Consider the following 20,461-nt stretch of genomic DNA (forward strand, 5'->3'; position numbering starts at 1 on the left):
TAAAATATGAAAACAAACATATAACTAACTTTTTAGTTTTCAAACTAAAAAGTTAGTTATTTTGTCAGAAGAATTATTTTATTGTATTTTCCACACTACGACGCCAGCGGGAGGCACCGGTTCACTACCGATCAGTATCTCTGAACCGGCAGGAATTTCGATCCGGTAATCCTTGTCGGAATAATTCAAGGCGATACCAAAACCATCACGATATTCAACGATGATTCCTTCGGCGTAATTTTCAACCGGGATATGCAGGAGGTTAAACAATTTGGCCAGTACCTCGTATTCCAGTCCGCCGGTTTTACTGTCAGCGCCAACATAGGTCACGGTTCCCCGCCCCAGTTTCCTGAAAGTCACCGACGCTTTACCGGCATAAAAGTCTCCTTCGTACACCGCCCAGGTTTCGGTACCCGGGTAGGGTTTCAACACATCGCCCCAACTTATCCACGAAAATTTCTGATGATCCATTTTTACCGTATCGGCGGCATAGGGTCTCAATAAATCATAAAATTCTATTTCCGAGCCGATTAGCCCATAAATAGGTTCTGCATGTTTGGCCTCCCACAAATGGCCCCATGAATTTTGGTGCCCGGTACGGCACGACAACACCAGGTTTCCTCCATTCTTCACATAATCCGTTAATTTATCGATCAACCCAATACTTATTTGCTGGTAGGCCGGCATGACGATGACCGGATAAGCCGTAAAATCCATGGTATCGCGAATGAAATCGACCGGTGCGCCGAAGGCTTTCAGCGCTTTATAATATTTGAGCACATGAGCCTCCGAATTCCATTCAGTAGTTTGCTTATTCTGATTGATGGCGGCCACGTTATCCGGATCGTATAAGACCCCTGTTTTTCTTTTCAGGTATTCATCAGGAACCCTTGATGCGTTGTATTTTGTCCGAAGAAGGCGGATCTCCCCGATAAACTGCTCGTACTCCAGTCCTCCCGGGCTGGGGGTAACGCCGTCGGTTCCGACGATTCCGTAATGGTATTGCTCGTAGCCGTAAACAGGCGCACGAAAACGATAGGTACAAATGAACTTACTGTCGCCTGCAAACACATGCCACAACCAAAGCCTCACGGCCCCCGGCAAAGGTTGAGAATTGATTGTTCCCCAATTCACCTGGCCCGGCTGAAGTTCCATTACACCAAACAAAGGCGAAAGCGGTCTGAAATAATCATTCGCCATCGCAATACGCGAATACTCGCCAATCCGGTAACCTTTTCGGCCAATCCCTTCGTGCTCGCCGTAAACCATATACCGGGTATACGAAACAAAATCAAGTTCCCGGCTCATCCCAATGTACCTCACATCGTACATCGGAATGTAATTAGACGTAATCCATTGGTTCTTGCCGGCATATTTACGGATGGTTTGTGCCTGTTCGTCGAGAAAAGAAGCCGTTTCGCAATCTCCAAAGCGGCCGTGGTCAAGCCGCTGGTACAGATTCATCCCCCATTGCGTGTGTTTTGGAATATTGATCTCTGAAAAATCGCTGTATGTTCCGCTCCAGAAATCGGTCCCCCATGCCTTATTTAACGCATCGATTGTTTGGTACTTATCTTTCAGCCAATCGCGAAAGCGTTGCGTCGCATCTTTCCCGTAATCGATTGTCGAATGAGGCTCATTATCCAACTGCCAGCCAATAATGCGGTCGTCCTGCCCGTAATGCCGGGCCAGTTCGGCAATCATTTTCAGGGCATACCCGCGATAGTAATTATTCGAGAAAGAAGCATGCTGCCGGGAGCCATGATCATATTTGGTGCCGTTTTCCCGTTCAATCAGGATGTCGGGATATTTACGAACCAGCCAAACCGGCGGCGTGGCCGTCGACGTGCACATGATCACTTTCAGCTTATATTTGGCCGCCAGATCAACGGCACGGTCGAGCCAGGCAAAATCGTAGATGCCCTCTTTCGGTTCCAGCTGAGCCCAGGCAAACTCGGCAAAATGAGTAAACTCGAAGCCCATCTCAGCCATTTTCTTTAAATCGCGCTCCCACTGCGACTCGTTCCAATGTTCGGGATAATAATAAGCGCCAACGGTTGTTAATTCGTTAACAGGAAAGAACCGATTGGTAACTTGTGCATTTCCGGTAAAAAAAATGAAGCACAGACTGGTCAGCAGGGATATTTTTTTCATTGTCCGACGTTTTTTGAGGTTATCATCCAGTAAAAAAACTGATCAAAAACAGGAGTCCGTTCGGCAACTGAACCCTGTTGGTCAAACAAAGAAAATAAATTTTAGCGTTTCAGTCTTATTATCAATCCGGAAAGATGGAAAAATATGTATTCAATAAACGGCATAATCAATGGTTAACTGTTCGTAGCCCAACTGGCCTTTTGTTACCGTTACCGGCTGAATCCCGCCCTGACCATCCCAGTAATTTGCATACAATTTATTGTTTTCTTCAATAAATACCGAATAAGTGCCCGGGGACAGTTTTACCTGGAAAAAGCCTTCGTGGTCGGTGGTGATTCGCTGCCGCAACAAGGTATTCACTGCGGTAAAAAACGGCCCGTAACCTTCCACATCGTCTGCCGTTGTATATTCGTAAATACGAATGGTGCGCTTTACCGGGTACGAACGGCAACCATTGTCCGATGGGTTTAGCCCCACCATCGGCATGCAGTTTCCCTCTTTCATAATCAAGGTGCCGGCAAAACCTTGCTGAATGGTAATTTTTTCCTGGTTGTATCCGTGTAATTCGGCAATGGTGTTCCAGTCTCCCTGTTCGTGTTCGTTACGATCGCACGAAAACAGGACCAATGCAAAAAGAAGGGACAGGCAGATTACAGAAAAGCGTGTCATAGACTAATTTTTTTGTTTGACTTAAGATGAGAAAAGCAACACGATCGTTGCGTGGGGGAAGAGAAAAATTTGTACAAAAATCAAAAGCAGGATCTATCTGTCAAAAACTGTCGAGCAAACAATAAATCTCCGTTCGTTTCAGTAAGCAATTTTCTTCTTTCCGTTTTATCAGATTTTCCAGGTAAGGTTTGTTTTTTTTCATCGTACGCCGCTTAACAAAAAGCTTCAGCGAATGGATCAGCACCACTTCGTCGTGCCAGTTTCCCATGAGCCTGTTGATCTTTTTGATGGCAGACGATGGTCCTGCAACATCCTGGCCGTTCACTTTATGATGCAGGATAAGTCCGTCGCTCAAGGTTTTGATCTGTATTCGTATTTTATGCAGCGACTGGTCATCGGTAACTGTTTGTTTCAGCAGACGGATTTTTTCCTGCTTGTACGCGATGTAGGCTGAAACGGCAGTCACCGGTTCTCCGTCGCGAACCGACCGAACATGTTCCAGGCAAGTCTGCCTCAATTGCTCCATGCGATGCCGGTCAAACGCATTGATTTCTGTCTGTAAAAAACGGATGGCCCGTTTCTGTGCTCCCCGTAAATAATTGAGGTATGGTGTTAGGTAACCGGCTTTACGCCGCGAAAGGACCAAATCATTCACCTGCGCCTCCCTGACCCGTCCGGCAAACAGAAAAAGCCGGCTGATCAATTCCTGGTATTTCTCCTTCCCCCCTTCGGTAATCCCCGAAAAGTCGAGTACCGACAGCAAAGTACGCAATTTTCGGGCAGCCACGCGTAATTTATGGACATCTTCCAGCCCGGCATTGGCCTCGACACGGCCAAGCAAACGGTCGAACAGAGCAAACTGTTTATTGATCTCGTTTAGAAACTGATCCATGCTTCACCTCCGTTTTTGTTTGCAAAAGGAACAACAGGAGACACAATTTCCGGTTTATCAGCATTCGGCAAATGCATCCGAACAGGCATATTCAAATTGAAGGGTGACATGATTGATCCCGAACCCACGCTGCAACAATTCGTTAATTTCGTCGCTCACCACTTGTGTTTTCGAAAGCTGCAAATCGTGCGTGAGTTCAACATGCGCCTCAAAATATACCGAACGATCGGTTAACCGCCACAAATGGATGTGATAAACCCGCCTGACACCGTCCAGTTTTTCCATTTGCTTTTTCACCTCTTCCGCCTGAATGTCTGTAGGCGCAAACTGCATTAAAATCTCAGTCGATTCTTTCAGTAATTTAAAGGTATGAAACAGCAGGTAAAAACTGATCAGCAAAGTGACCAAGGGGTCGATCCAGGTCCAGCCCCACAGCCAGATAAACAAAGCGCCGGCAATGACCGCCAACGATGTCAGCGCATCGCCAAGCAAATGCAGATAGGCTGCTTTCACGTTCAGGTTGTGGTGCATGTCCTTGTGCAACAAAAAAACAGAAGCCGTGTTGGCCACAAAACCCAGGGCGCCCAGCGCGAGCATCCATCGAAAATCAACCTCCTGCGGATGAAAAAAACGCTCAACGGCTTCGAGCATCAAATAAAAGGAAATGGCGATCAACACCAGCGCATTGATAAATGCCGCGAGGATCTCAGCCCGTTTGTAGCCATAGGTCCTTTTGGCTGTTCGTTCTTTCCGGCTTAGCCTGTCGGCAATGTACGCCAGAAAAACGGCCACTCCGTCGCTCAGGTTATGTATGGCATCCGAAATCAGGGCCAGACTGCCTGATATCAGGCCGCCGATGACCTGGCTTACGGTAATAACCACGTTGAGCACGATTGTAATTCCTAAACGGTGATGCGTCTGATATTCCGACATAAACTGATTTTTTTATAATCCTTCTACCAATAATTTCCAGGAAAAGTGATGTGTCAAATCCTTAAATAACCAAAATTCAGTACCTTTAAAACGGTCCCAAAAATAATTAAGTACAGTTAAACTAACAATCCGATGCGTAAAGTGTTTTTAAGTCAGACTGAAACTAAACAAAGAAGAAGACCTGATCAGGGCCGTCAGTTACTGCAACCAATAAACAGATTCCCTTCGGCAAATATCTGGTCATACCCCGCACAAATGGGCATTGTCGGTTATATTTGCAAAAAATTCAGCTATGAACATGGTATTCATCCTTGTTGAACCGTCGACTCCCGAAAATGTAGGCGCTGCGGCCCGCGCTATGAAAACAATGGGCTTTGGCGAAATGCGTCTGGTTAATCCCTGCGACTACCTGAGCGAACCGGCCCGCTGGCTGGCCCACGCGTCCAACGACATCCTCGAACAAGCACAGGTTTTCGCTTCATTTGAATCAGCCATCAGCGACCTCGATTTTGTTATCGGAACAACGGCCAAGCAGCGTTTGGTGAAAGAAGACTATTTTTCAACCCGCGATTTGCCCGGCCTGCTTTTGGGAAAAGGGCAAAGCATTCAAAAAGCGGCTATTGTTTTCGGCCGCGAAGACAGCGGATTACGAAACGATGAACTCAAACAATGCGACCTGGTAAGCACCGTACCGCTGCAAACCAGCTACCCGTCGCTGAACCTGGCACAGGCCGTCATGTTATATGCCTACGAATTGTCATCGCTAAATACCGGGAAACCAACAGAAACAAAACCGGTCAACGAAAACGGCTTCCGTTCACTGAAAGAAAAAACGGCAGCCATCCTGCTCGATCTGAAATTCAGGGAAGATTCGGCCATTTATCCACGCATCCTGGAACGACTTAACCTCCTGTCGGAGAACGATATCCACTTAATTCATTCCATTTGTAACAAATATTTGGAGAAGAATAAATCAAACTGATGCAACATCGCGGGCTTCCTGTTCGTCTTTTGATCAGAATTAGCTTAAAAATCAATTTTGGAAGCGCTGTTTAAAAATATTCATCAGGACATTATTGATCGTTGCCGCCAAGGTAACCGCGAAGCACAGTTCCAGTTGTACAAGCTTTATTACAAGTCGATGTACAACACCTGCTTTCGGATGGTTGGCAACGAAGCCGATGCGGAGGATATCATGCAAGAATCATTTTTGAACGCATTTAAAAAGATTGACAGCTACGAAGGAAAAGTAAGTTTTGGCGCGTGGATAAAGAAAATTGTCATCAATCGTTCACTCGATTATTTAAAAAAGCGCAAGGTGATCTTTGAAGAAATTAATGAGCGGTTAGCCGATGAAACTGAAAATCCGCTCATGGAAATACGGGAAGTGGACCTGGAAAAACTGAAAAAAACAGTCATGCAATTACCCGAAGGTTACCGGGTAGTATTGAGCCTCTACCTGCTTGAAGGATACGACCACGATGAGATCTCAGAGATTTTACACATTTCCAATGTTTCGTCGCGGACACAACTCCTGCGGGCCAAAAAGAAACTTCGTGACATCGTGTTAAAAGAAGAGATTTTTTCATTCAATTAAAACCGAAGAATATGCTTGATTTATTGGAAAAGACAATTCGGGAAAACAAAGAAGCATTTGAAACCGATGCGCCGGAGGGCCATTTTGCACGGTTTGAGAAGAAACGGGACAAAGAGTTCAATAAAAAAAGGACAGCGGGTCTGAAACCGTATCTGCAAATTGCAGCGGCCATACTGTTCGTTTTACTGGCCGGCAACCAGGCCCGGATATACTTTAGCTCACCAAAAACGGTTCCGGTTAATCTGTCCTCCTTCTCGTCCGAATACGGAGAAGTTGAGTTTTACTATACCTCGGCCATTAACCAGGGCATGCGCGAATGGGAAAAATATATCGGCGAAGGGTTGATCCCTGAAGAGAACCAACAACTAATGGCCAGCGAAATGGCCGAATTTGACGAAACCTATGCCCGCCTGCAAAAAGAGCTGGAAGCCAATCCCGGCGACGACCGGGTCGTAAACGCCATGCTCGAACTTTACCGGACCAAGCTGAGTATCATCACCTTAATTATAGAAAAACTGGAAGAAGTTAAACAACAAAAACTGAATAATCATGAAGCTGAAATTTAAACACCTGCTGCTGGCCGTTCTCCTGTTACCCTTTACGGTTCGGGCGGCCCAGTACTCCAAAACAGTTCATCAGGGCTATGCCAAATCGCTGGTAACGGCGCTAAACATCACCAACAAGTTCGGAACCATCGAAATTAACGACCGGGGCGGCGACTCCGTCACTGTAAATGCAGTTATACGGATTGAAAGCCTCAGCGAAGGAAAAGCCAAACAATTGATGGAAATGATCCGGATTGATATCCGCCGAAACGGGGGTTTGCTGGAGGTGAAAACCATTATTTCCGATAACTTCAAAACAAAAGAAAACTTTTCGATCGATTACGCCATCAATATCCCCAAAGACCGGAACCTGGCTGTTGACAATAAATTTGGCAATGTCGTGGTGAAAGAACTGGAAGCCAAAGGCCAGTTCGTGGTTGGTTACGGCAACCTCAGCGCCGGCGTGCTGAATGCGCCCTCCGGCTCCGACATTTCGCTCGACCTGTCATACGGGAAAGCCGACATCGAATACGTGAACCAGCTTAGCGGCGATGTAAAATACTCGAAACTGTTTGTCGGCGGAGCCAACCGGATGAAACTGGTCAGTAAATACTCCGGATTGAACATCGACGAAATTAAAGAACTGCAACTGGATTCAAAATACGACGGAGTAAACATCTCGGAAATAACCAGCTTGTCGGCCCTGTCAAAGTACACGAATTACAAAATCGAAGAGCTGAAAAAAGAACTGAAAATCAACACCGAGTACGGATCAATCCGCGTCAGCGAAGTGAGCGCAGATTTCAGCCGGATTGAAATCTCGAACAGTTACGGCGGAATCGTGATCGGCCTCGACCAGGCCAGTTATCAACTGGATGCACAATGCGACTACTGCGACGTGGCCTACCCCGCAAACCAGTTCAGGGGCGACCGGATAAAAAACAATACCAAACTGGAAATCAGGGGGGCCGTTGGCGAACAAACCGGGAACAAAAATGTCATCATCAAAAGCCGGTACGGAAATATAAAATTGAACAATTAAACCAGTTTAAGCTGCAATTTGAACTCACCCCGAGGGGAACCGTCGAACGGGTTAGCGGATTTGACGAGTATGCCGAAAAGATCGGCGGAAATCAGGTATTGAAACAATCGATGCAGATGTTTAGCAATGCAGAAAGTTTTGAAGCGTTTGTTGGCCAAACATTTAATTATTTTCCTGAGAATGAAGTTGGCCCCGGCGACAAATGGACGGCCTCGTTTCATCTGCCTGCCATCATGAACATGGAAACAATCATGAATTTTGAAGTCGCCAGCATTGAAAACGACCGGATTACCCTGAATGTCACTTCAGATATCAACATGGATACGCCTATTGAACAGGAAGAGATGAAAATGAACATGAAACTGACTGGCAGCCAGAACGGCAACATGGTGATTAACACCGGCGATGGCTGGCTGCGCGATTCGGACCTGGTTCAAAAGTTCGACATGAACATGAAAATGAAAAACCCGCAAAGCGGTGAAGATCTGGAGATTCCGATGCTGATGAATTCCACGGCAACGATCTCCGTCATTAAAAAATAGCTTGTTTATACTCCAATATAAAAAAGTAGCAAAAAGAAAGACCGTAAGCGCTGAACTTATGGTCTTTTTTTTAATTTTAGTCAGCTGAATGGGTGGGGAATGAAATAGCCGAAATGATGCCGGACCGGTAATCAGGAATAGTTTATTCCTGATCAATCAGATCGCGGTTTGTACCATATCCGATGAGAGCTATTTTATGGGAAAGAAGATTCATGTTATCAGTTTTTCAATTCCTTATCCGGCCGATCACGGGGCCGTTATTGATGTTTACTATAAGTTAAAAGCATTACGGCAGGCCGGGCTGAAAATCATCCTGCATTGCTTTGATCATGGCCGTCCGCCGATCCGCGAACTCGATGCTTTGTGTGAAAAAGTTTATTTTTACCCGGCAAAAAACGGCATCCTTTCGCAATTCTCTTGTTTGCCGAATGTGGTTTCTGTCCGGAATCATCCCGGTCTGCTAAAAAATTTGCTGAACGAAATTGCTCCGATCCTTTTTGAAGGCATACAAAGCTGTTACCTTTTCGATCATCCGCTGCTGTCGGCCTATCCAAAAATTGTCCGGGTCCATCATATTGAACACCTGCATTTTGCAAACATGGCCGGGTCGGAAAAAAGCGCCGGAAAAAAGTATTATTACCGGCTTGAGGCATACCGCCTGAAACAGTTTGAAAAAAAATTAAAAACGGCCTCGCAACTAATCGGATTATCGTCAACCGATACGGAATATTTTAAAGGGAATTACGGGAATGCCCTGCATATCCCGGCATTTCATCCTCACTCAAACATAATCTCAAAACCCGGCAAAGGCGATTACATCCTGTTTCACGGCAACTTAAGCGCCGCCGAAAACCTGAATGTCGTCAAATACCTGCTTCGTAAAATATTCGCCGAAATTACCGTACCTTTTGTTGTTGCCGGGAAAAATCCACCGGCCTGGCTGGTTTCAAAAGCAAAAGTAATCCCGCATGTATCGGTCATCGCCAATCCGAACGAGGCCGAAATGACAAATCTCATCCGGGAAGCGCAAATTTGCCTGATCCCAAGCTTTCAGACAACCGGCTTAAAACTGAAATTACTGACATCGTTGTTCTGCGGCAGGCACTGCCTCACCAACTCCACCATGTTATACGGCTCCGGTTTAAGCGAATTGTGTCATATTGCCGATACTCCCGAAGAAATGATTACTTTAATCGGCCGATACATGGAGCTTGGTTTTACCACCGGGGAAATCATCAAACGAAAACATGAGCTCGAAAACCTGTACTCGAATGAGAAGAATGCAAAAAAAATCATGGCTCTTATTTAGCCTGATCCTGTTCATCCGCTTACCGCTTGCCGCGTCGGGGCAAGGATATGACATCCGGTTAAATCTGCCCGGCTACGGCAACAGCAAGCTTTTAATCACCTGTTACTATTTTGGCAATCTGTATGTAAAAGACAGCCTGGAAACAAATGCTGCCGGCCAGGCTGTTTTTTCGGGCGAAAAGCCCCTGCAGCAAGGAATCTACCAGCTTTATCTCACAAAAGAAAAGCAGCTCGACTTTTTAGTCGGAGAAGATCAGTCGTTCGAAATTTACCTCGAAGACACCACAAAGCCGCCGGTTATCAGAGCTGCCTGGGAAAGCGAAAAATTCCAGGAATACCTCAACCTGACCAATCAACTGCGAAAACAGCACCGGGCAATTTCAGAAAAAAAAGAAATGTACCAAAGCCATAGCGATTCCGTCAATCGTTTCAATTTGCAAATCAGCCAAATAACGAAAGAAATCATGGACTTCAGGCAAACGGAAAGTCTGAAGTACCCGGATTCGTTTTACGGCAAATTTATGGCCGCCCAGCAGGTGACAAAAGTAAAAGAAGATGAAATTCCCGGATCGTACCTGAAAAACGATTCACTGCGATGGGTATACGAGTACAATTACCGCAAAAAACATTATTGGGACTACTTTGATCTGGACGACATGCGCATGTGGCATACGCCCTACATCAAAGACCGCCTGAACGATTACCTGAATAAGGTCCTGCTCCAAACGCCCGACACCGTCATTCCTGAAGCAATCCGGCTGATTGAAACCTATCAAAACAACAAACCGGTGTTTCAGAACCTCACTTCTTTTATTCTGAACAACAGCATCCAATCACGGGTGATGGGCATTGAAAACGTGTTTGTGGCAATTGCCGAGAAATATTATCTCAGCGGACAAGCATTCTGGGCCGATAAAAGCACCCTGGATTACATCAGACAGGAAGTGGAAATCAGGAAAAACAACCTGATAGAAATTCAGGCAAAAGAATTGCTGCTCGAAGACGCGAACGGAGAATTTCACAGTTTGAAGCAGCAAACGACTCCTTATACGGTGGTAGCGTTCTGGGAACCAGCCTGCGGGCATTGCAAAACCGAAATCCCCAAACTTTACAACGAAGTTTTTTTGACCATCAGCCCTTCGAAACTTTCGGTGTATTCAGTCTACACAATGACCAACAAAGAAGAATGGCTAAACTTTATCGATCAGCACGAGTTACACGACTGGACCAATGTCTGGGACCCGCATCAAACCTCAGGATTCAGGTATTTTTACGGGATCCGCACAACACCCGCCATCTTCTTGTTAGACCACGACAAAAAGATCATCGCGAAAAATATGGATGTAAACAGCCTGAAACAAATCCTGGAATCTCCCGCTGTAAAATAACTGCCCGGTCAAATCCCGTTAAACCACGAAATACGTACCCGGTACCGGAGATTCGAATGCTCGTCAACGAGCGTGATGAAATACAAACCCGAACGCTTGCTGCTAAAGTCGAACATGATCCGGTTATCACTTGTCTGTTCGTATGGAACATTCACCGGCCGGCCCGATAAATCATAAACTTCTACAGCCGCGGGGTGAACGGTTTCTTCGAACCAAACATTCAGTTTCTCTCCCGAATAGGCCGGATTGGGATAAGCCCTTACTTCGAGCTTTTTTAAAGGAGGAGCAATCGAAGTCGTATCCATACCACATAAAAGAGCTTCCATCAGAACCGATGATCCTTCGGTGGTCCCGCTTTTTTCGTTGTAAGGGTACCATTCTCCGCCATCTTTTATAAAGAATGAATTCCGCTTTTCACTTCGCGTGCCCAGGTACAGGGCAAAGCTGTCGGGCGCATCCACCTCTTCGATGGAGCAAACAATAAAAAACTTCCCGTTGGTATGGACCGGATAGGTAAATTCAAACGAGTTCATCACGCCCTCCGTAAAGTCGCGCAGCCGGTATGCCTGGGTATACAACCTGACTTCCGGCGTCGAATTTCCACTGTACACTTCGATATAAACGGTTGAAAATGATGCAGGATTTTCAACGTAAGCTTTGGCGATGCCCAGGTTAACTCCTGTAATTTCGCAGTCGGATTCAAAACTGAATTGTTCGGCAAAAGCCGTAAATCCATAAGAATTCGTTCCGCCCCAGTACCCTTTTAAGTCGGGTTGATCGTCAATTGCCAGGTTTTCGTGCGTATCCTCATCCCCGAAATTGGTAAACGCGCCGCACTGCTCCGATCCGCCGTACGGGTTAAGGCCATCCAGAACAGTCACCCCCGTATTTTCCGGATCGAGCCAGGCTTTTAGCTGTTTCGATGCCACAGGATAATAATCCCACGATTTGCCCAGCCACGAATAAAAATCGTTAATCGGTTTGGGGCAGGAGGCATCTCCCCCGGTCAACGAGCCCACCACCCGCATATCCTGGTTAATCAACGGGCCTCCCGAAGAACCCTTTTCCGTCGTTCCTTCTTCCCAGTTGCTCACCAATATAAAGCTGTTTTTGACATAAGCGGAGGTGTACGAGCGAATGGTCGACGGGTTCCGGTCGACCGCAATTTTTTTGATATCGCCCAGGGGATGATGAATGGAAACAGCCGATTTGGGAGCCACGGCCTCTTTGCTCCAGCCTGCGTAATACGGGCGAAATGAAGCCGGAGGCGGCGTACTCAATTCGAGCAGGCTAAAATCGAGACTATCCGAACCCGCCCGGAAGAGACTGCCGCTGATCGAGTGATTAATCTCTCCGTCAATATTCCCGCAATAAGGCGATTCGTAGTTAAACAAAAATACCGACAAAGAAGCCGCCACAGCATCCGGCACACAGTGGGCGGCGGTATAAATGTATGGCGTCCCGTCCCGGTTCGTGTTATTCATCAGGGTCCCCGAACATAAATCTTCACCGTTAACCATCAACCGGCAAACACTGTTGCCCGCCTGCCGGTATGCCTCCAGGTAGTCGCAGTTGATATTCACATTGCAGGCGCCCGATTCTTTCCCCAACGGACGGCGCGCATCACCCGATATCTTAATACCGACAAAATCATGATTAACCGACCGGATGACCAGTTCGCCGGGAAAAGCTGCATCCAAAGGTTCTTCGTACTGAACAATGAGCTTGTCGCCCAAAACGGGAGAAGTTGCGAATTTCAAATCGGCCTGGTTATTGTTCGAAGTAAATGCCCCCAGCAAATCGTCCTGAGCTTCCGAAAACAGGAACAGCCTGGCGCCAGCCGGCAGCCGGTATTTGTCAAAAACAAGATTCAGCGTTTTTGCTCCCTCCGAACGGACTTTTAGCTGCCAGATCCGGTAATGATCCTGAACAAACCAGTTTCCTGAATTTTCAAGGCTAAAACCAACCGGAATGGCATGGGCAAAGCGAAAAGGTTTTAACCTGTCGGCGGCGGCTTCGGCGCGCGCGTTTCTTAACAGAACTTCAGCAGGGACCAAAAGCTCTGTATATTCGGAGGCAACGGCAGATTTCTGTTTCTTAATTTCAATAGGCAGCCCTCCCTGCGACAATTGCGCCTGAACATGCAAACAAAGTCCCCAAAAAACCGCAACCAGGTAAAGTCTGTTCATCAATCAAACAATCATATCAGTCAAAAATAAGGAAAATAGTATCCGGTACCGTAAATTCAGCCTGTTTTGGCCGAAAGATTTTTTATTTTTGAGGAAAGTATTCGCATGAAGGTCCTGGTGATGTACATCCGTGAATTTAGCTATCAGCCTGCTGAAAAGAACCTGGAATCGGCCGAAAACGTAACAGAAGGAGCTGTTTTTTCAGACGCCGTCCTGGCATTTATCCAGGCCGAAGAGAAAGATGAAGAAAAAGATATCGGTTCGCGCGAAAAGAAACTGGTGAACCACCTGAAATGGACCGCCCGGAAAAACAACACCAAACGGGTGATCCTGCACTCTTTTGCCCATTTGTCCGGGTCGAAAGCGTCGGTCGGATTTACCCGAGAATTGTTTGACCTGGCCGAAGACCGCCTGCGAAATGCCGGGTTTGAAACCGCGCAAACACCTTTTGGCTATTTTCTCGATTTAAAAATTGATGTGCCGGGTTTTTCACTGGCGCGCATCTGGGCCGATTTGTAATGAAGCTGGTGAACTTACATACCCATTTCCCCTTAAACGAACAGCAAACCGGACTAATCAACCATGCGGTTCAACTCGATTTTCATCCCCTGCCCGGCCAGTATTATTCCGTGGGCCTCCATCCCTGGGACATTCCGGCGAACGACGCAGACTACTTAATCCTGCAAACAGAGCGCCTATCGGCCCACCCGCAGGTACTGGCCATCGGCGAATGCGGCCTCGACCGTTCCATCGAAACCTCGCCCGCGGTTCAGCAAACTTATTTTACCCGACAAGCCGCCATTGCCGAAAAACGGCAAAAACCGCTGATTATACACGCCGTGCGGACCTATGCCGACCTGTTGCAGCTCAAGAAATCAACAAAAACCGGCATCCCCTGGGTTTTGCATGGCTACACCGGGAACAGCGAAACCACCCGGCAACTCGTTAAACACGGATTCTGTTTCTCTTTTGGCGGGGCTTTGCTGAAAAACTCCGCCCCACTGAACCGGTCGTTGCAGTTGGTTCCTGCAGACCGGCTATTTTTCGAAACCGACGAAAGCACGGTAAATATTGAAAGTATTTATATTTTTGCCGCTTCAATTCTAGGACTGTCGCCAAACGGCCTGCAGTCTGTTGTATGGGAAAATTTTCAGCGCATAACAAAACGATGAAGAACTGGCAGGAACGAACCGCCCTGATGTTGGGCGAAACAGGAGTAGAAAAACTACGAAAAGCCCATGTGCTGGTGGTGGGGCTTGGCGGCGTAGGCGCCTATGCCGCCGAACAACTCTGCCGTGCAGGGATCGGGAAAATGACCATTGTTGACGGCGACCTGGTGGAAATGACCAACCGGAACCGCCAGCTCCCGGCGCTGATCAGCAACGAAGGCCAATCGAAGGCCGAAATCATGGGCCGGCGTTTCAAAGACATCAACCCCGATATTCAACTTCGCGTGGTCAACGAATATTTAAAAGATGAGCGCATGATTGAAATCCTGGAAGAAACTGCATACGATTATGTTGTTGACGCCATTGATACGCTCTCGCCAAAGGTTTTCCTGATCTATCACAGCGTGCAGCGCGGTTTGCCCATCGTCAGTTCCATGGGAGCCGGTGGCAAACTCGACCCCTCGCTGGTGCAGGTAAGCGACATTTCCAGATCATTTAACTGCAAACTGGCCCGTATGTTACGCAAGCGGCTGTACAAACTGGGGATCAGAAAAGGAATTCCCGTGGTGTTTTCGCCCGAAGAGGTGGACAAGGAACGGGTTAAAATAGAAGAAAGCCGGAATAAAAAATCGACCGTTGGAACCATCTCTTATATGCCCCCGCTGTTTGGTTGCTTCTGTTCGTCGGTGGTGATCAGGGATTTGTTGGAAAAGAATTAATTCTACCTTGACAGATTTCGAATATATCTAAAGGATGAGACGTGCAATGCTTTGATGTTATATATTTCTGCCCATATTTTGTGTCTATGCCGCTTTTTTAGCCTCTTCGATGCAAAATACGGGTAGAAAATGATCCCAAAGACCAGTGTTCAGTAATCGGTGTTCAGTATTCAGTCGCGGTTTTTCACACAGGTACTTTTTAGCTGCAAGCCGCGAGCTGCAAGTTCCAAGTGTTTACTCCGGCGCAGACGGATTCAAGTTCCAAGCCACAAGCTGCGAGCTACAAGCTTCATGACCAATGACCAATGACCAATAACCCCGTCGTGATTATTGTCAATATATTTTTTTATTTGTAATTTTCTGCTGTTATTTTACAGCAAACATAAAAAATTTCATCCCTGTTGTAATAACAGCGCCTCATGAACAGGCTGGTCATTTATTTTTTAATTGCCTTTGTTAGTATATCTTGCGGTAAACAACAAGTTTCATTAATGCCCGAATTCCATCAGGCAGAGGCCGTTATGTGGGAACATCCGGATAGCGCGCTTAGCCTGCTGAAAACGATGGAAAAACCTTCCTCTTCTGACGAACGGAATAACGCCACCTGGTGTTTACTGATGACACAGACGCAGGATAAGAATTACATCAAACATACCTCCGATTCGTTAATCACCATTGCCGTTAACTATTTTGAGCGGCACAGTAATGAGTTAAGAAAGGCAATGGCCTGTTTTTACGCGGGGCAGGTGTATAAAGACCTGAAACAGCCGGAAACTGCAATCAGTTATTATCTGAAAGCAAAAGAAGCCTCCGGAAAAACAGATGATAACCGGTTAACATCGCTTATCTGTTCCAACCTCGGCATGGTATATGCCTACAGGCGGGCCTTGAAAGAGGATGCCAAACGGGAATTACGCGACGCCTATAACTATGCCGTGATGTCTCGTGACAGTTCAAGAATCTCAAGTTCCTTGTGTTCGCTGGGGCGTATATACGGCATTTTCGGTCAGTGGGATAGCGTGGTTTATTATTATACCGGAGCCATGAAGATGGCCGAACAGGTTAATGATTTACGTTCGCTATCCAATGCTCAAAGCGAGATCGCCCAGGCCTATATCCAGTTAGGTATGCCGGAACAGGCAATCGATCTCCTACATAACTCCATAGATATAAAAACAAAAGAAGGGCGAAGCAGCATTGCTCAGTCGTACTTATCCTTAGGAAAAGTTTATAAGAGCTTACATAAAGGTGATTCATCCATCGTATATTTAAACAAAGCTCTCATTACCGACAATTTATATACTATCCGCGATGCATATTGGTACTTATATCATTTGTATAAAGAGAACGGTCATTACCAGGAAGCCATCGGTTATAACGAATTGTACCGGGAATACGCCGATTCCATTATGCAACTGGCCCATAGCAAAGAAATTAAAGAAATACAGGAAAAATATACGCACGAAAAACTGGTCAACGAAAACAATGTACTGAAAATCAAACAAGAAAATATAATCAAGACCTCATTATTGATCATAGTCATCCTAATGAGCACAGCTTCTGCTTTGATTATCAATTCCCAGCGAAAATTGCTCAACAAGGAACGTTTATTGCAAAAAATCAGGGACGAACTGCAAAGACATTTAGCAAAATTGAAGGAAAACGAAGAAGCCATGAGAAATAATGAAAAGCTAATGGAAGAAATGATCGACGGATACGGTAATCAGGTTAAAACAGACAGCGATTCCGGCGAAATTGAATTGTTGCGTCAAAACAATTACATGCTCCAATACACGAATGATGTTCTAAAGGAAAAAGTACAGGCTTACACCAATATTTTACAGGAGAAAGAGCTGAAACTGGATTCGTACGGAAAACTTCAGAAAACAAATGAAGCGCTTACCCGGCGGGAACAGTTCCTTATGGGGCAATTGGAAAAACACATTGAAATATTAGGAGAATTACGTCATGCCACCAAGGTGATCAAACAGGATGAATGGCCGGCAATCATCAACATCATCAACCGGTTGAACAACAATTTCACCCTACGGTTGAAACAGCAGATGCCTTTTCTTTCCGAATCTGATGTCCAATGTTGTTGCCTGATCAAGTTGCATTTAACTACCACGATGATTGCCAATCTCACAGCAGTCTCTCCCGCTTCCGTAACCAAACGAAAACAGCGGATCCGCAACCGCATCAGCCGGCAAACAAATCATCCGTTAGAAAAAACAGAATCCCTGGATGACTTCATTTGGAGGTTCTGATTACCCCCTTGTCCACCCTTTGTCCAGTTTTGGCTATTGAGTAAAACAATGAACTACCTGCCAGTAAGTCATTTAGGAAAATAATTTTGTCCAGCTAATGTCCAGTTCAATTTCATGGTTAATGGCGACCATTGATCTATATTTATATTAAAAATCCAAAAAATCATGGTGAGGAAAATATTAATCATCACGTTATTAATCTCATTGGTTCCTGTGCACTATATTTTAGCAGAACCAGAAACACGAATGGATCCCGAAACACCACCAATAGAAGGAGACTGGGATGAAGATGGGAAATCTTTGTTTTTATGTTTGTCATTGTATCCGTCTTCCCGCATCGAGGTCGATATGACCGGGTCGCTGCTAACGATCAGTAGTAAAACGCTCCGCTCGGATATGACCATCCGCATTTCGCAAAGCGACGAGACGGTATTTAAACAAACTGTTCCCGCCCCTGAGACCGGACGCATCGCCATTGATCTGGGCGATTTTGAACCGGGCTGTTATTTCCTGGAACTGACCAATCAATGGGGTGATTATTTGTATGGGCATTTTTACCTTGAATAATGAAAAAACATGAGGAAGGCTTGCACACGTATCGGCATAAACTTTCACACGTGCGGAAGTAAATCTCCATAAGTATCGGCGTAAATTTTCATAAGTATGGAAGTAAACCTGCGCACGTGTGGAAGCAGCACTTACACTGTGTGAAAATTTCGTTGCACACGTGCGCAGATTTGGTCGCAAACGTGTGCAGATTTTGCTCCGTACGTCTGTAGATTTTCCCGCAGACGTGCGCAGAAAAAACCAGGTCATTAACCCGTTCCATGGACAGATATAATCAATCTCTGGGACATAAATAAATAACCATGAAATACAAACTAATTGAGCGGGCAAACCCGCAAGACCGGGATCAGAAAAAATGGTACGCCAGCCCTGTAAACGAAGGTAAGATCACCAAATCAGACCTGGCCAAAGACATCGTAGGCGCCTCTTCGCTGTCGAGGGGCGATGTTTCGAATGCGATTGAAAACCTCATAGACACCATGCCTAAGTACCTGCTCATGGGGAAAAGCATCAATTTAGGCGAATTCGGTACGCTGCGGATTTCTTTCTCCAGCGAGGGCGTAGGTACACCCGAGCAGTTCAATACCAACAAAATTTCGGGGGTGAAAGTCATATTTACCCCCAGTGTAGAATTCAAAGCAGCTTTTGACCGGATTAAGTTCGAAAAAAGCGAATAAACCGGCCCTGACTATGATCAACTATTAAAATTAAATGATATGAAAAAGATCAGAATTTCATCACTTGTGTTTTTAGCAATCTTCCTTTTTTCTTGTTCTGCTAAAGAAGAATATTTTGATTCGAATGAGATTGCTGCAGAGCTGTCAGAAGCATTTGACAAAGAAAGTAGAATACTTTTAAATGATGCGATATTGCCTATCGAAGGGGATCGGGATACTTTAAATAGACCCCTATCTCTTAAAACTACTTATGATATACAAGAAGAGATTGATCAATTAGATGGTATCCCGATTTACTTGCAAGTTCAAGGCAATTCAAGTAGCAAACAGTTCCTCAATGCAACAGATAAAGGAGTTGAGCTTACAGTGGCTAATTATGCCGGAAATCTAAACCAACAATTTTACATCAGGATATTACCCGCCACAACTGGCATACCATATTTGATATATTCTAAAAGAACTGCTACTCCAATACGTATTGGGACGTATACTAGTCAGCCAAATGTAAAAGTACTGTATGCTAGTCGAGAAGACAGTGGAAGCCTTTTTGGAGCATCATGGGATTTTCGAAAGGCACAGTATTCTTCAAACTCATTTGTTATAGAAAATCAGGATTATCCGGAGCAAGGTACTGGTGGATGGTGGGATATCTATTATAACGTTATCACAGTTAATGACGCTAAAATTTCTTTTTCTAAATATAACAATTCTCCACGACAAGAGTTTGCTTTTGTTCCTGCAGAGACATTCCAAATTGAAGAAATTCGATTTAATGTTGACGCATCTGCTGTTTTAGAAAGGTTGCCGGATGTTATATTTTCTGATGGATATTCAAACAATGGCCCCATTGATCAAAGTCATAGTTTCACAATATCTGAAACTTATAAAGAAACTTCAACATTCAGTAGAAAGACCTCATATAATGTTAGTATTTCTACTGAAGTAAAGGTAAAAGTTCCTTTTATTGCTTCCGGAACAATAAAAACATCAACCTCTTTTGGTCAGGATTTCACCTATGGGAATAGCGAAGAAAAAACTTTCACAATTAATAGAACATATCCTGTAATTGTACCAGCAAATCACCGGGCAGAATTAAATCTTACGTTATTTAAATATAACATGGATGTCGAGTATGTAGCTGTATGCCGGGGACTTACTTCCGGGAAAAGAATAAACATTAAAGGTCGATGGACAGGCGTCGACTGTTTAGAATCAGATGCAGTTTTGGATGTATTTCCAATAAGTGGATTAGGAACCCGTACCAGAACGGTAATTACTGAAGAAATGTTAAAGTCTAATAGCCCAATCAGAGTGAGATGAAGTATTTAGTTTTATGTTTACTATCAATGACCCTGTATTCATGTGCAGGTTATAGAACCACTCAATTTACGAGTAATTCAATTTGTATTGGGATGAATAAAGAGTCTGTAATAAAAAAATTCGGGAAACCATTTAAAACAGACTCTTATCCCGAGGATAAAAAAAACATAGAAATTCTCTACTACAAAGAGATTGTTGATGTATCAAGTTACACGTATGCGTTAACATCGATCTTACTCTTTGAAAACTCAATTTTGACAAAAATCACACAAGAAGAAGAGTTTATTCCTGATATATCCATAAAAACTCAATCGCCTTAAATTTTATAGTTGAAAAAAATTATATCGATCATTATTGTCCGACTAAATGATATCCCTTCTCCCCGCTGGCACGGTTTTGCAAACCATGCCTTGCCTCTAAAAGCAAAAAATATTGTATAACGGCACAAATTGGAAATTTGCGCCAGTGAGGAGAACATAAAAA

Annotated in this window: 19 protein-coding genes and 1 pseudogene; 15 read left to right on the forward strand and 5 right to left on the reverse strand. The window is 45.1% G+C overall.

Translation table 11 applies throughout. From position 1 onward, the window contains the following. Positions 1-78: 78 nt before the first annotated feature. From AC6H3C_RS18425 to AC6H3C_RS18440, 4 genes are all read right to left on the reverse strand, one after another. On the reverse strand, positions 79-2,154 hold the full coding sequence (locus AC6H3C_RS18425; RefSeq protein WP_497516982.1) for a beta-galactosidase: 2,076 nt from the start codon (positions 2,152-2,154) through the stop codon (positions 79-81). Positions 2,155-2,304: 150 nt separating this feature from the next. Then, positions 2,305-2,823: a hypothetical protein gene (locus AC6H3C_RS18430; RefSeq protein WP_497516983.1), complete on the reverse strand. Its 519-nt coding sequence runs from the start codon at positions 2,821-2,823 to the stop codon at positions 2,305-2,307. Positions 2,824-2,923: 100 nt separating this feature from the next. After that, positions 2,924-3,715 (reverse strand): CHAD domain-containing protein, encoded by a 792-nt coding sequence (locus tag AC6H3C_RS18435; protein ID WP_497516985.1) that lies wholly within the window; start codon positions 3,713-3,715, stop codon positions 2,924-2,926. 57 nt (positions 3,716-3,772) lie between these two features. After that, positions 3,773-4,648, reverse strand: a complete 876-nt coding sequence (locus AC6H3C_RS18440) for a cation diffusion facilitator family transporter (protein WP_497516986.1) — start codon at positions 4,646-4,648, stop codon at positions 3,773-3,775. Between the two features lie 292 nt (positions 4,649-4,940). Between AC6H3C_RS18440 and AC6H3C_RS18445 the strand changes: the two genes are divergently transcribed. From AC6H3C_RS18445 to AC6H3C_RS18475, 7 genes and pseudogenes are all read left to right on the forward strand, one after another. Next, positions 4,941-5,630 (forward strand): tRNA/rRNA methyltransferase, encoded by a 690-nt coding sequence (locus AC6H3C_RS18445; protein ID WP_497516988.1) that lies wholly within the window; start codon positions 4,941-4,943, stop codon positions 5,628-5,630. Positions 5,631-5,687: 57 nt separating this feature from the next. Then, on the forward strand, positions 5,688-6,245 hold the full coding sequence (locus tag AC6H3C_RS18450; RefSeq protein ID WP_497516990.1) for an RNA polymerase sigma factor: 558 nt from the start codon (positions 5,688-5,690) through the stop codon (positions 6,243-6,245). 11 nt (positions 6,246-6,256) lie between these two features. Next, positions 6,257-6,811 (forward strand): hypothetical protein, encoded by a 555-nt coding sequence (locus AC6H3C_RS18455; RefSeq protein ID WP_497516991.1) that lies wholly within the window; start codon positions 6,257-6,259, stop codon positions 6,809-6,811. 223 nt (positions 6,812-7,034) lie between these two features. After that, on the forward strand, positions 7,035-7,832 hold the full coding sequence (locus AC6H3C_RS18460; RefSeq protein ID WP_497521277.1) for a DUF4097 family beta strand repeat-containing protein: 798 nt from the start codon (positions 7,035-7,037) through the stop codon (positions 7,830-7,832). Continuing rightward, positions 7,796-8,374, forward strand: a pseudogene (locus tag AC6H3C_RS18465) (DUF6263 family protein); the annotation flags it as partial. The gene AC6H3C_RS18460 and the pseudogene AC6H3C_RS18465, both read left to right, overlap by 37 nt. 196 nt (positions 8,375-8,570) lie before the next feature. Beyond that, entirely contained in the window at positions 8,571-9,683 is a 1,113-nt protein-coding gene (locus tag AC6H3C_RS18470) for a glycosyltransferase (protein ID WP_497516993.1), read from the forward strand. Then, positions 9,646-11,070, forward strand: coding sequence for a DUF5106 domain-containing protein (locus tag AC6H3C_RS18475; protein ID WP_497516994.1), 1,425 nt, complete (start codon positions 9,646-9,648; stop codon positions 11,068-11,070). Before AC6H3C_RS18470 ends, AC6H3C_RS18475 begins: the two co-directional genes overlap by 38 nt. A gap of 8 nt (positions 11,071-11,078) precedes the next feature. On the opposite strand, the gene AC6H3C_RS18480 is transcribed toward AC6H3C_RS18475, so the two are convergent. Then, the gene (locus AC6H3C_RS18480) at positions 11,079-13,259 is read right to left on the reverse strand and encodes a trypsin-like peptidase domain-containing protein (RefSeq protein ID WP_497516995.1); all 2,181 of its coding nucleotides are present in this window, start codon (positions 13,257-13,259) and stop codon (positions 11,079-11,081) included. 66 nt (positions 13,260-13,325) lie between these two features. Between AC6H3C_RS18480 and AC6H3C_RS18485 the strand changes: the two genes are divergently transcribed. From AC6H3C_RS18485 to AC6H3C_RS18520, 8 genes are all read left to right on the forward strand, one after another. Beyond that, the gene (locus AC6H3C_RS18485; protein ID WP_497516996.1) at positions 13,326-13,778 is read left to right on the forward strand and encodes a threonyl-tRNA synthetase editing domain-containing protein; all 453 of its coding nucleotides are present in this window, start codon (positions 13,326-13,328) and stop codon (positions 13,776-13,778) included. Continuing rightward, complete coding sequence (locus AC6H3C_RS18490; RefSeq protein ID WP_497516997.1) at positions 13,778-14,431, forward strand: TatD family hydrolase; 654 nt, start codon at positions 13,778-13,780, stop codon at positions 14,429-14,431. Before AC6H3C_RS18485 ends, AC6H3C_RS18490 begins: the two co-directional genes overlap by 1 nt. Continuing rightward, positions 14,428-15,147 (forward strand): tRNA threonylcarbamoyladenosine dehydratase, encoded by a 720-nt coding sequence (locus AC6H3C_RS18495; RefSeq protein WP_497516998.1) that lies wholly within the window; start codon positions 14,428-14,430, stop codon positions 15,145-15,147. The genes AC6H3C_RS18490 and AC6H3C_RS18495 overlap by 4 nt, the downstream gene beginning before the upstream one ends. Before the next feature lie 491 nt (positions 15,148-15,638). Further along, positions 15,639-17,414 carry a tetratricopeptide repeat protein gene (locus AC6H3C_RS18500; RefSeq protein ID WP_497516999.1) on the forward strand — a complete coding sequence of 592 codons (1,776 nt, stop codon included), beginning with the start codon at positions 15,639-15,641 and terminating at the stop codon, positions 17,412-17,414. A gap of 165 nt (positions 17,415-17,579) precedes the next feature. Beyond that, a complete protein-coding gene (locus tag AC6H3C_RS18505; RefSeq protein WP_497517000.1) occupies positions 17,580-17,981 on the forward strand; it encodes a DUF3244 domain-containing protein in 402 nt (133 codons plus the stop codon). Positions 17,982-18,283: 302 nt separating this feature from the next. Continuing rightward, the gene (locus tag AC6H3C_RS18510) at positions 18,284-18,658 is read left to right on the forward strand and encodes an HU family DNA-binding protein (protein WP_497517001.1); all 375 of its coding nucleotides are present in this window, start codon (positions 18,284-18,286) and stop codon (positions 18,656-18,658) included. 39 nt (positions 18,659-18,697) lie between these two features. Further along, positions 18,698-19,978, forward strand: coding sequence for a BSAP5b family pore-forming toxin (locus AC6H3C_RS18515; RefSeq protein WP_497517002.1), 1,281 nt, complete (start codon positions 18,698-18,700; stop codon positions 19,976-19,978). Next, positions 19,975-20,298, forward strand: coding sequence for a hypothetical protein (locus tag AC6H3C_RS18520; RefSeq protein WP_497517003.1), 324 nt, complete (start codon positions 19,975-19,977; stop codon positions 20,296-20,298). The genes AC6H3C_RS18515 and AC6H3C_RS18520 overlap by 4 nt, the downstream gene beginning before the upstream one ends. Positions 20,299-20,461: the final 163 nt, after the last annotated feature.

The organism is Gaoshiqia sp. US2, assembly GCF_059705485.1.

Coding starts and splice junctions, on each gene's coding strand:
- AC6H3C_RS18425 (WP_497516982.1), bottom strand. CDS start 2,154: ATGAAAAAAATATCCCTGCTGACCAGTCTGTGCTTCATTTTTTTTACC.
- AC6H3C_RS18430 (WP_497516983.1), bottom strand. CDS start 2,823: ATGACACGCTTTTCTGTAATCTGCCTGTCCCTTCTTTTTGCATTGGTC.
- AC6H3C_RS18435 (WP_497516985.1), bottom strand. CDS start 3,715: ATGGATCAGTTTCTAAACGAGATCAATAAACAGTTTGCTCTGTTCGAC.
- AC6H3C_RS18440 (WP_497516986.1), bottom strand. CDS start 4,648: ATGTCGGAATATCAGACGCATCACCGTTTAGGAATTACAATCGTGCTC.
- AC6H3C_RS18445 (WP_497516988.1), top strand. CDS start 4,941: ATGAACATGGTATTCATCCTTGTTGAACCGTCGACTCCCGAAAATGTA.
- AC6H3C_RS18455 (WP_497516991.1), top strand. CDS start 6,257: ATGCTTGATTTATTGGAAAAGACAATTCGGGAAAACAAAGAAGCATTT.
- AC6H3C_RS18460 (WP_497521277.1), top strand. CDS start 7,035: ATGATCCGGATTGATATCCGCCGAAACGGGGGTTTGCTGGAGGTGAAA.
- AC6H3C_RS18470 (WP_497516993.1), top strand. CDS start 8,571: ATGGGAAAGAAGATTCATGTTATCAGTTTTTCAATTCCTTATCCGGCC.
- AC6H3C_RS18475 (WP_497516994.1), top strand. CDS start 9,646: ATGAGAAGAATGCAAAAAAAATCATGGCTCTTATTTAGCCTGATCCTG.
- AC6H3C_RS18480 (WP_497516995.1), bottom strand. CDS start 13,259: ATGAACAGACTTTACCTGGTTGCGGTTTTTTGGGGACTTTGTTTGCAT.
- AC6H3C_RS18490 (WP_497516997.1), top strand. CDS start 13,778: ATGAAGCTGGTGAACTTACATACCCATTTCCCCTTAAACGAACAGCAA.
- AC6H3C_RS18495 (WP_497516998.1), top strand. CDS start 14,428: ATGAAGAACTGGCAGGAACGAACCGCCCTGATGTTGGGCGAAACAGGA.
- AC6H3C_RS18500 (WP_497516999.1), top strand. CDS start 15,639: ATGCCCGAATTCCATCAGGCAGAGGCCGTTATGTGGGAACATCCGGAT.
- AC6H3C_RS18505 (WP_497517000.1), top strand. CDS start 17,580: ATGGTGAGGAAAATATTAATCATCACGTTATTAATCTCATTGGTTCCT.
- AC6H3C_RS18510 (WP_497517001.1), top strand. CDS start 18,284: ATGAAATACAAACTAATTGAGCGGGCAAACCCGCAAGACCGGGATCAG.
- AC6H3C_RS18515 (WP_497517002.1), top strand. CDS start 18,698: ATGAAAAAGATCAGAATTTCATCACTTGTGTTTTTAGCAATCTTCCTT.
- AC6H3C_RS18520 (WP_497517003.1), top strand. CDS start 19,975: ATGAAGTATTTAGTTTTATGTTTACTATCAATGACCCTGTATTCATGT.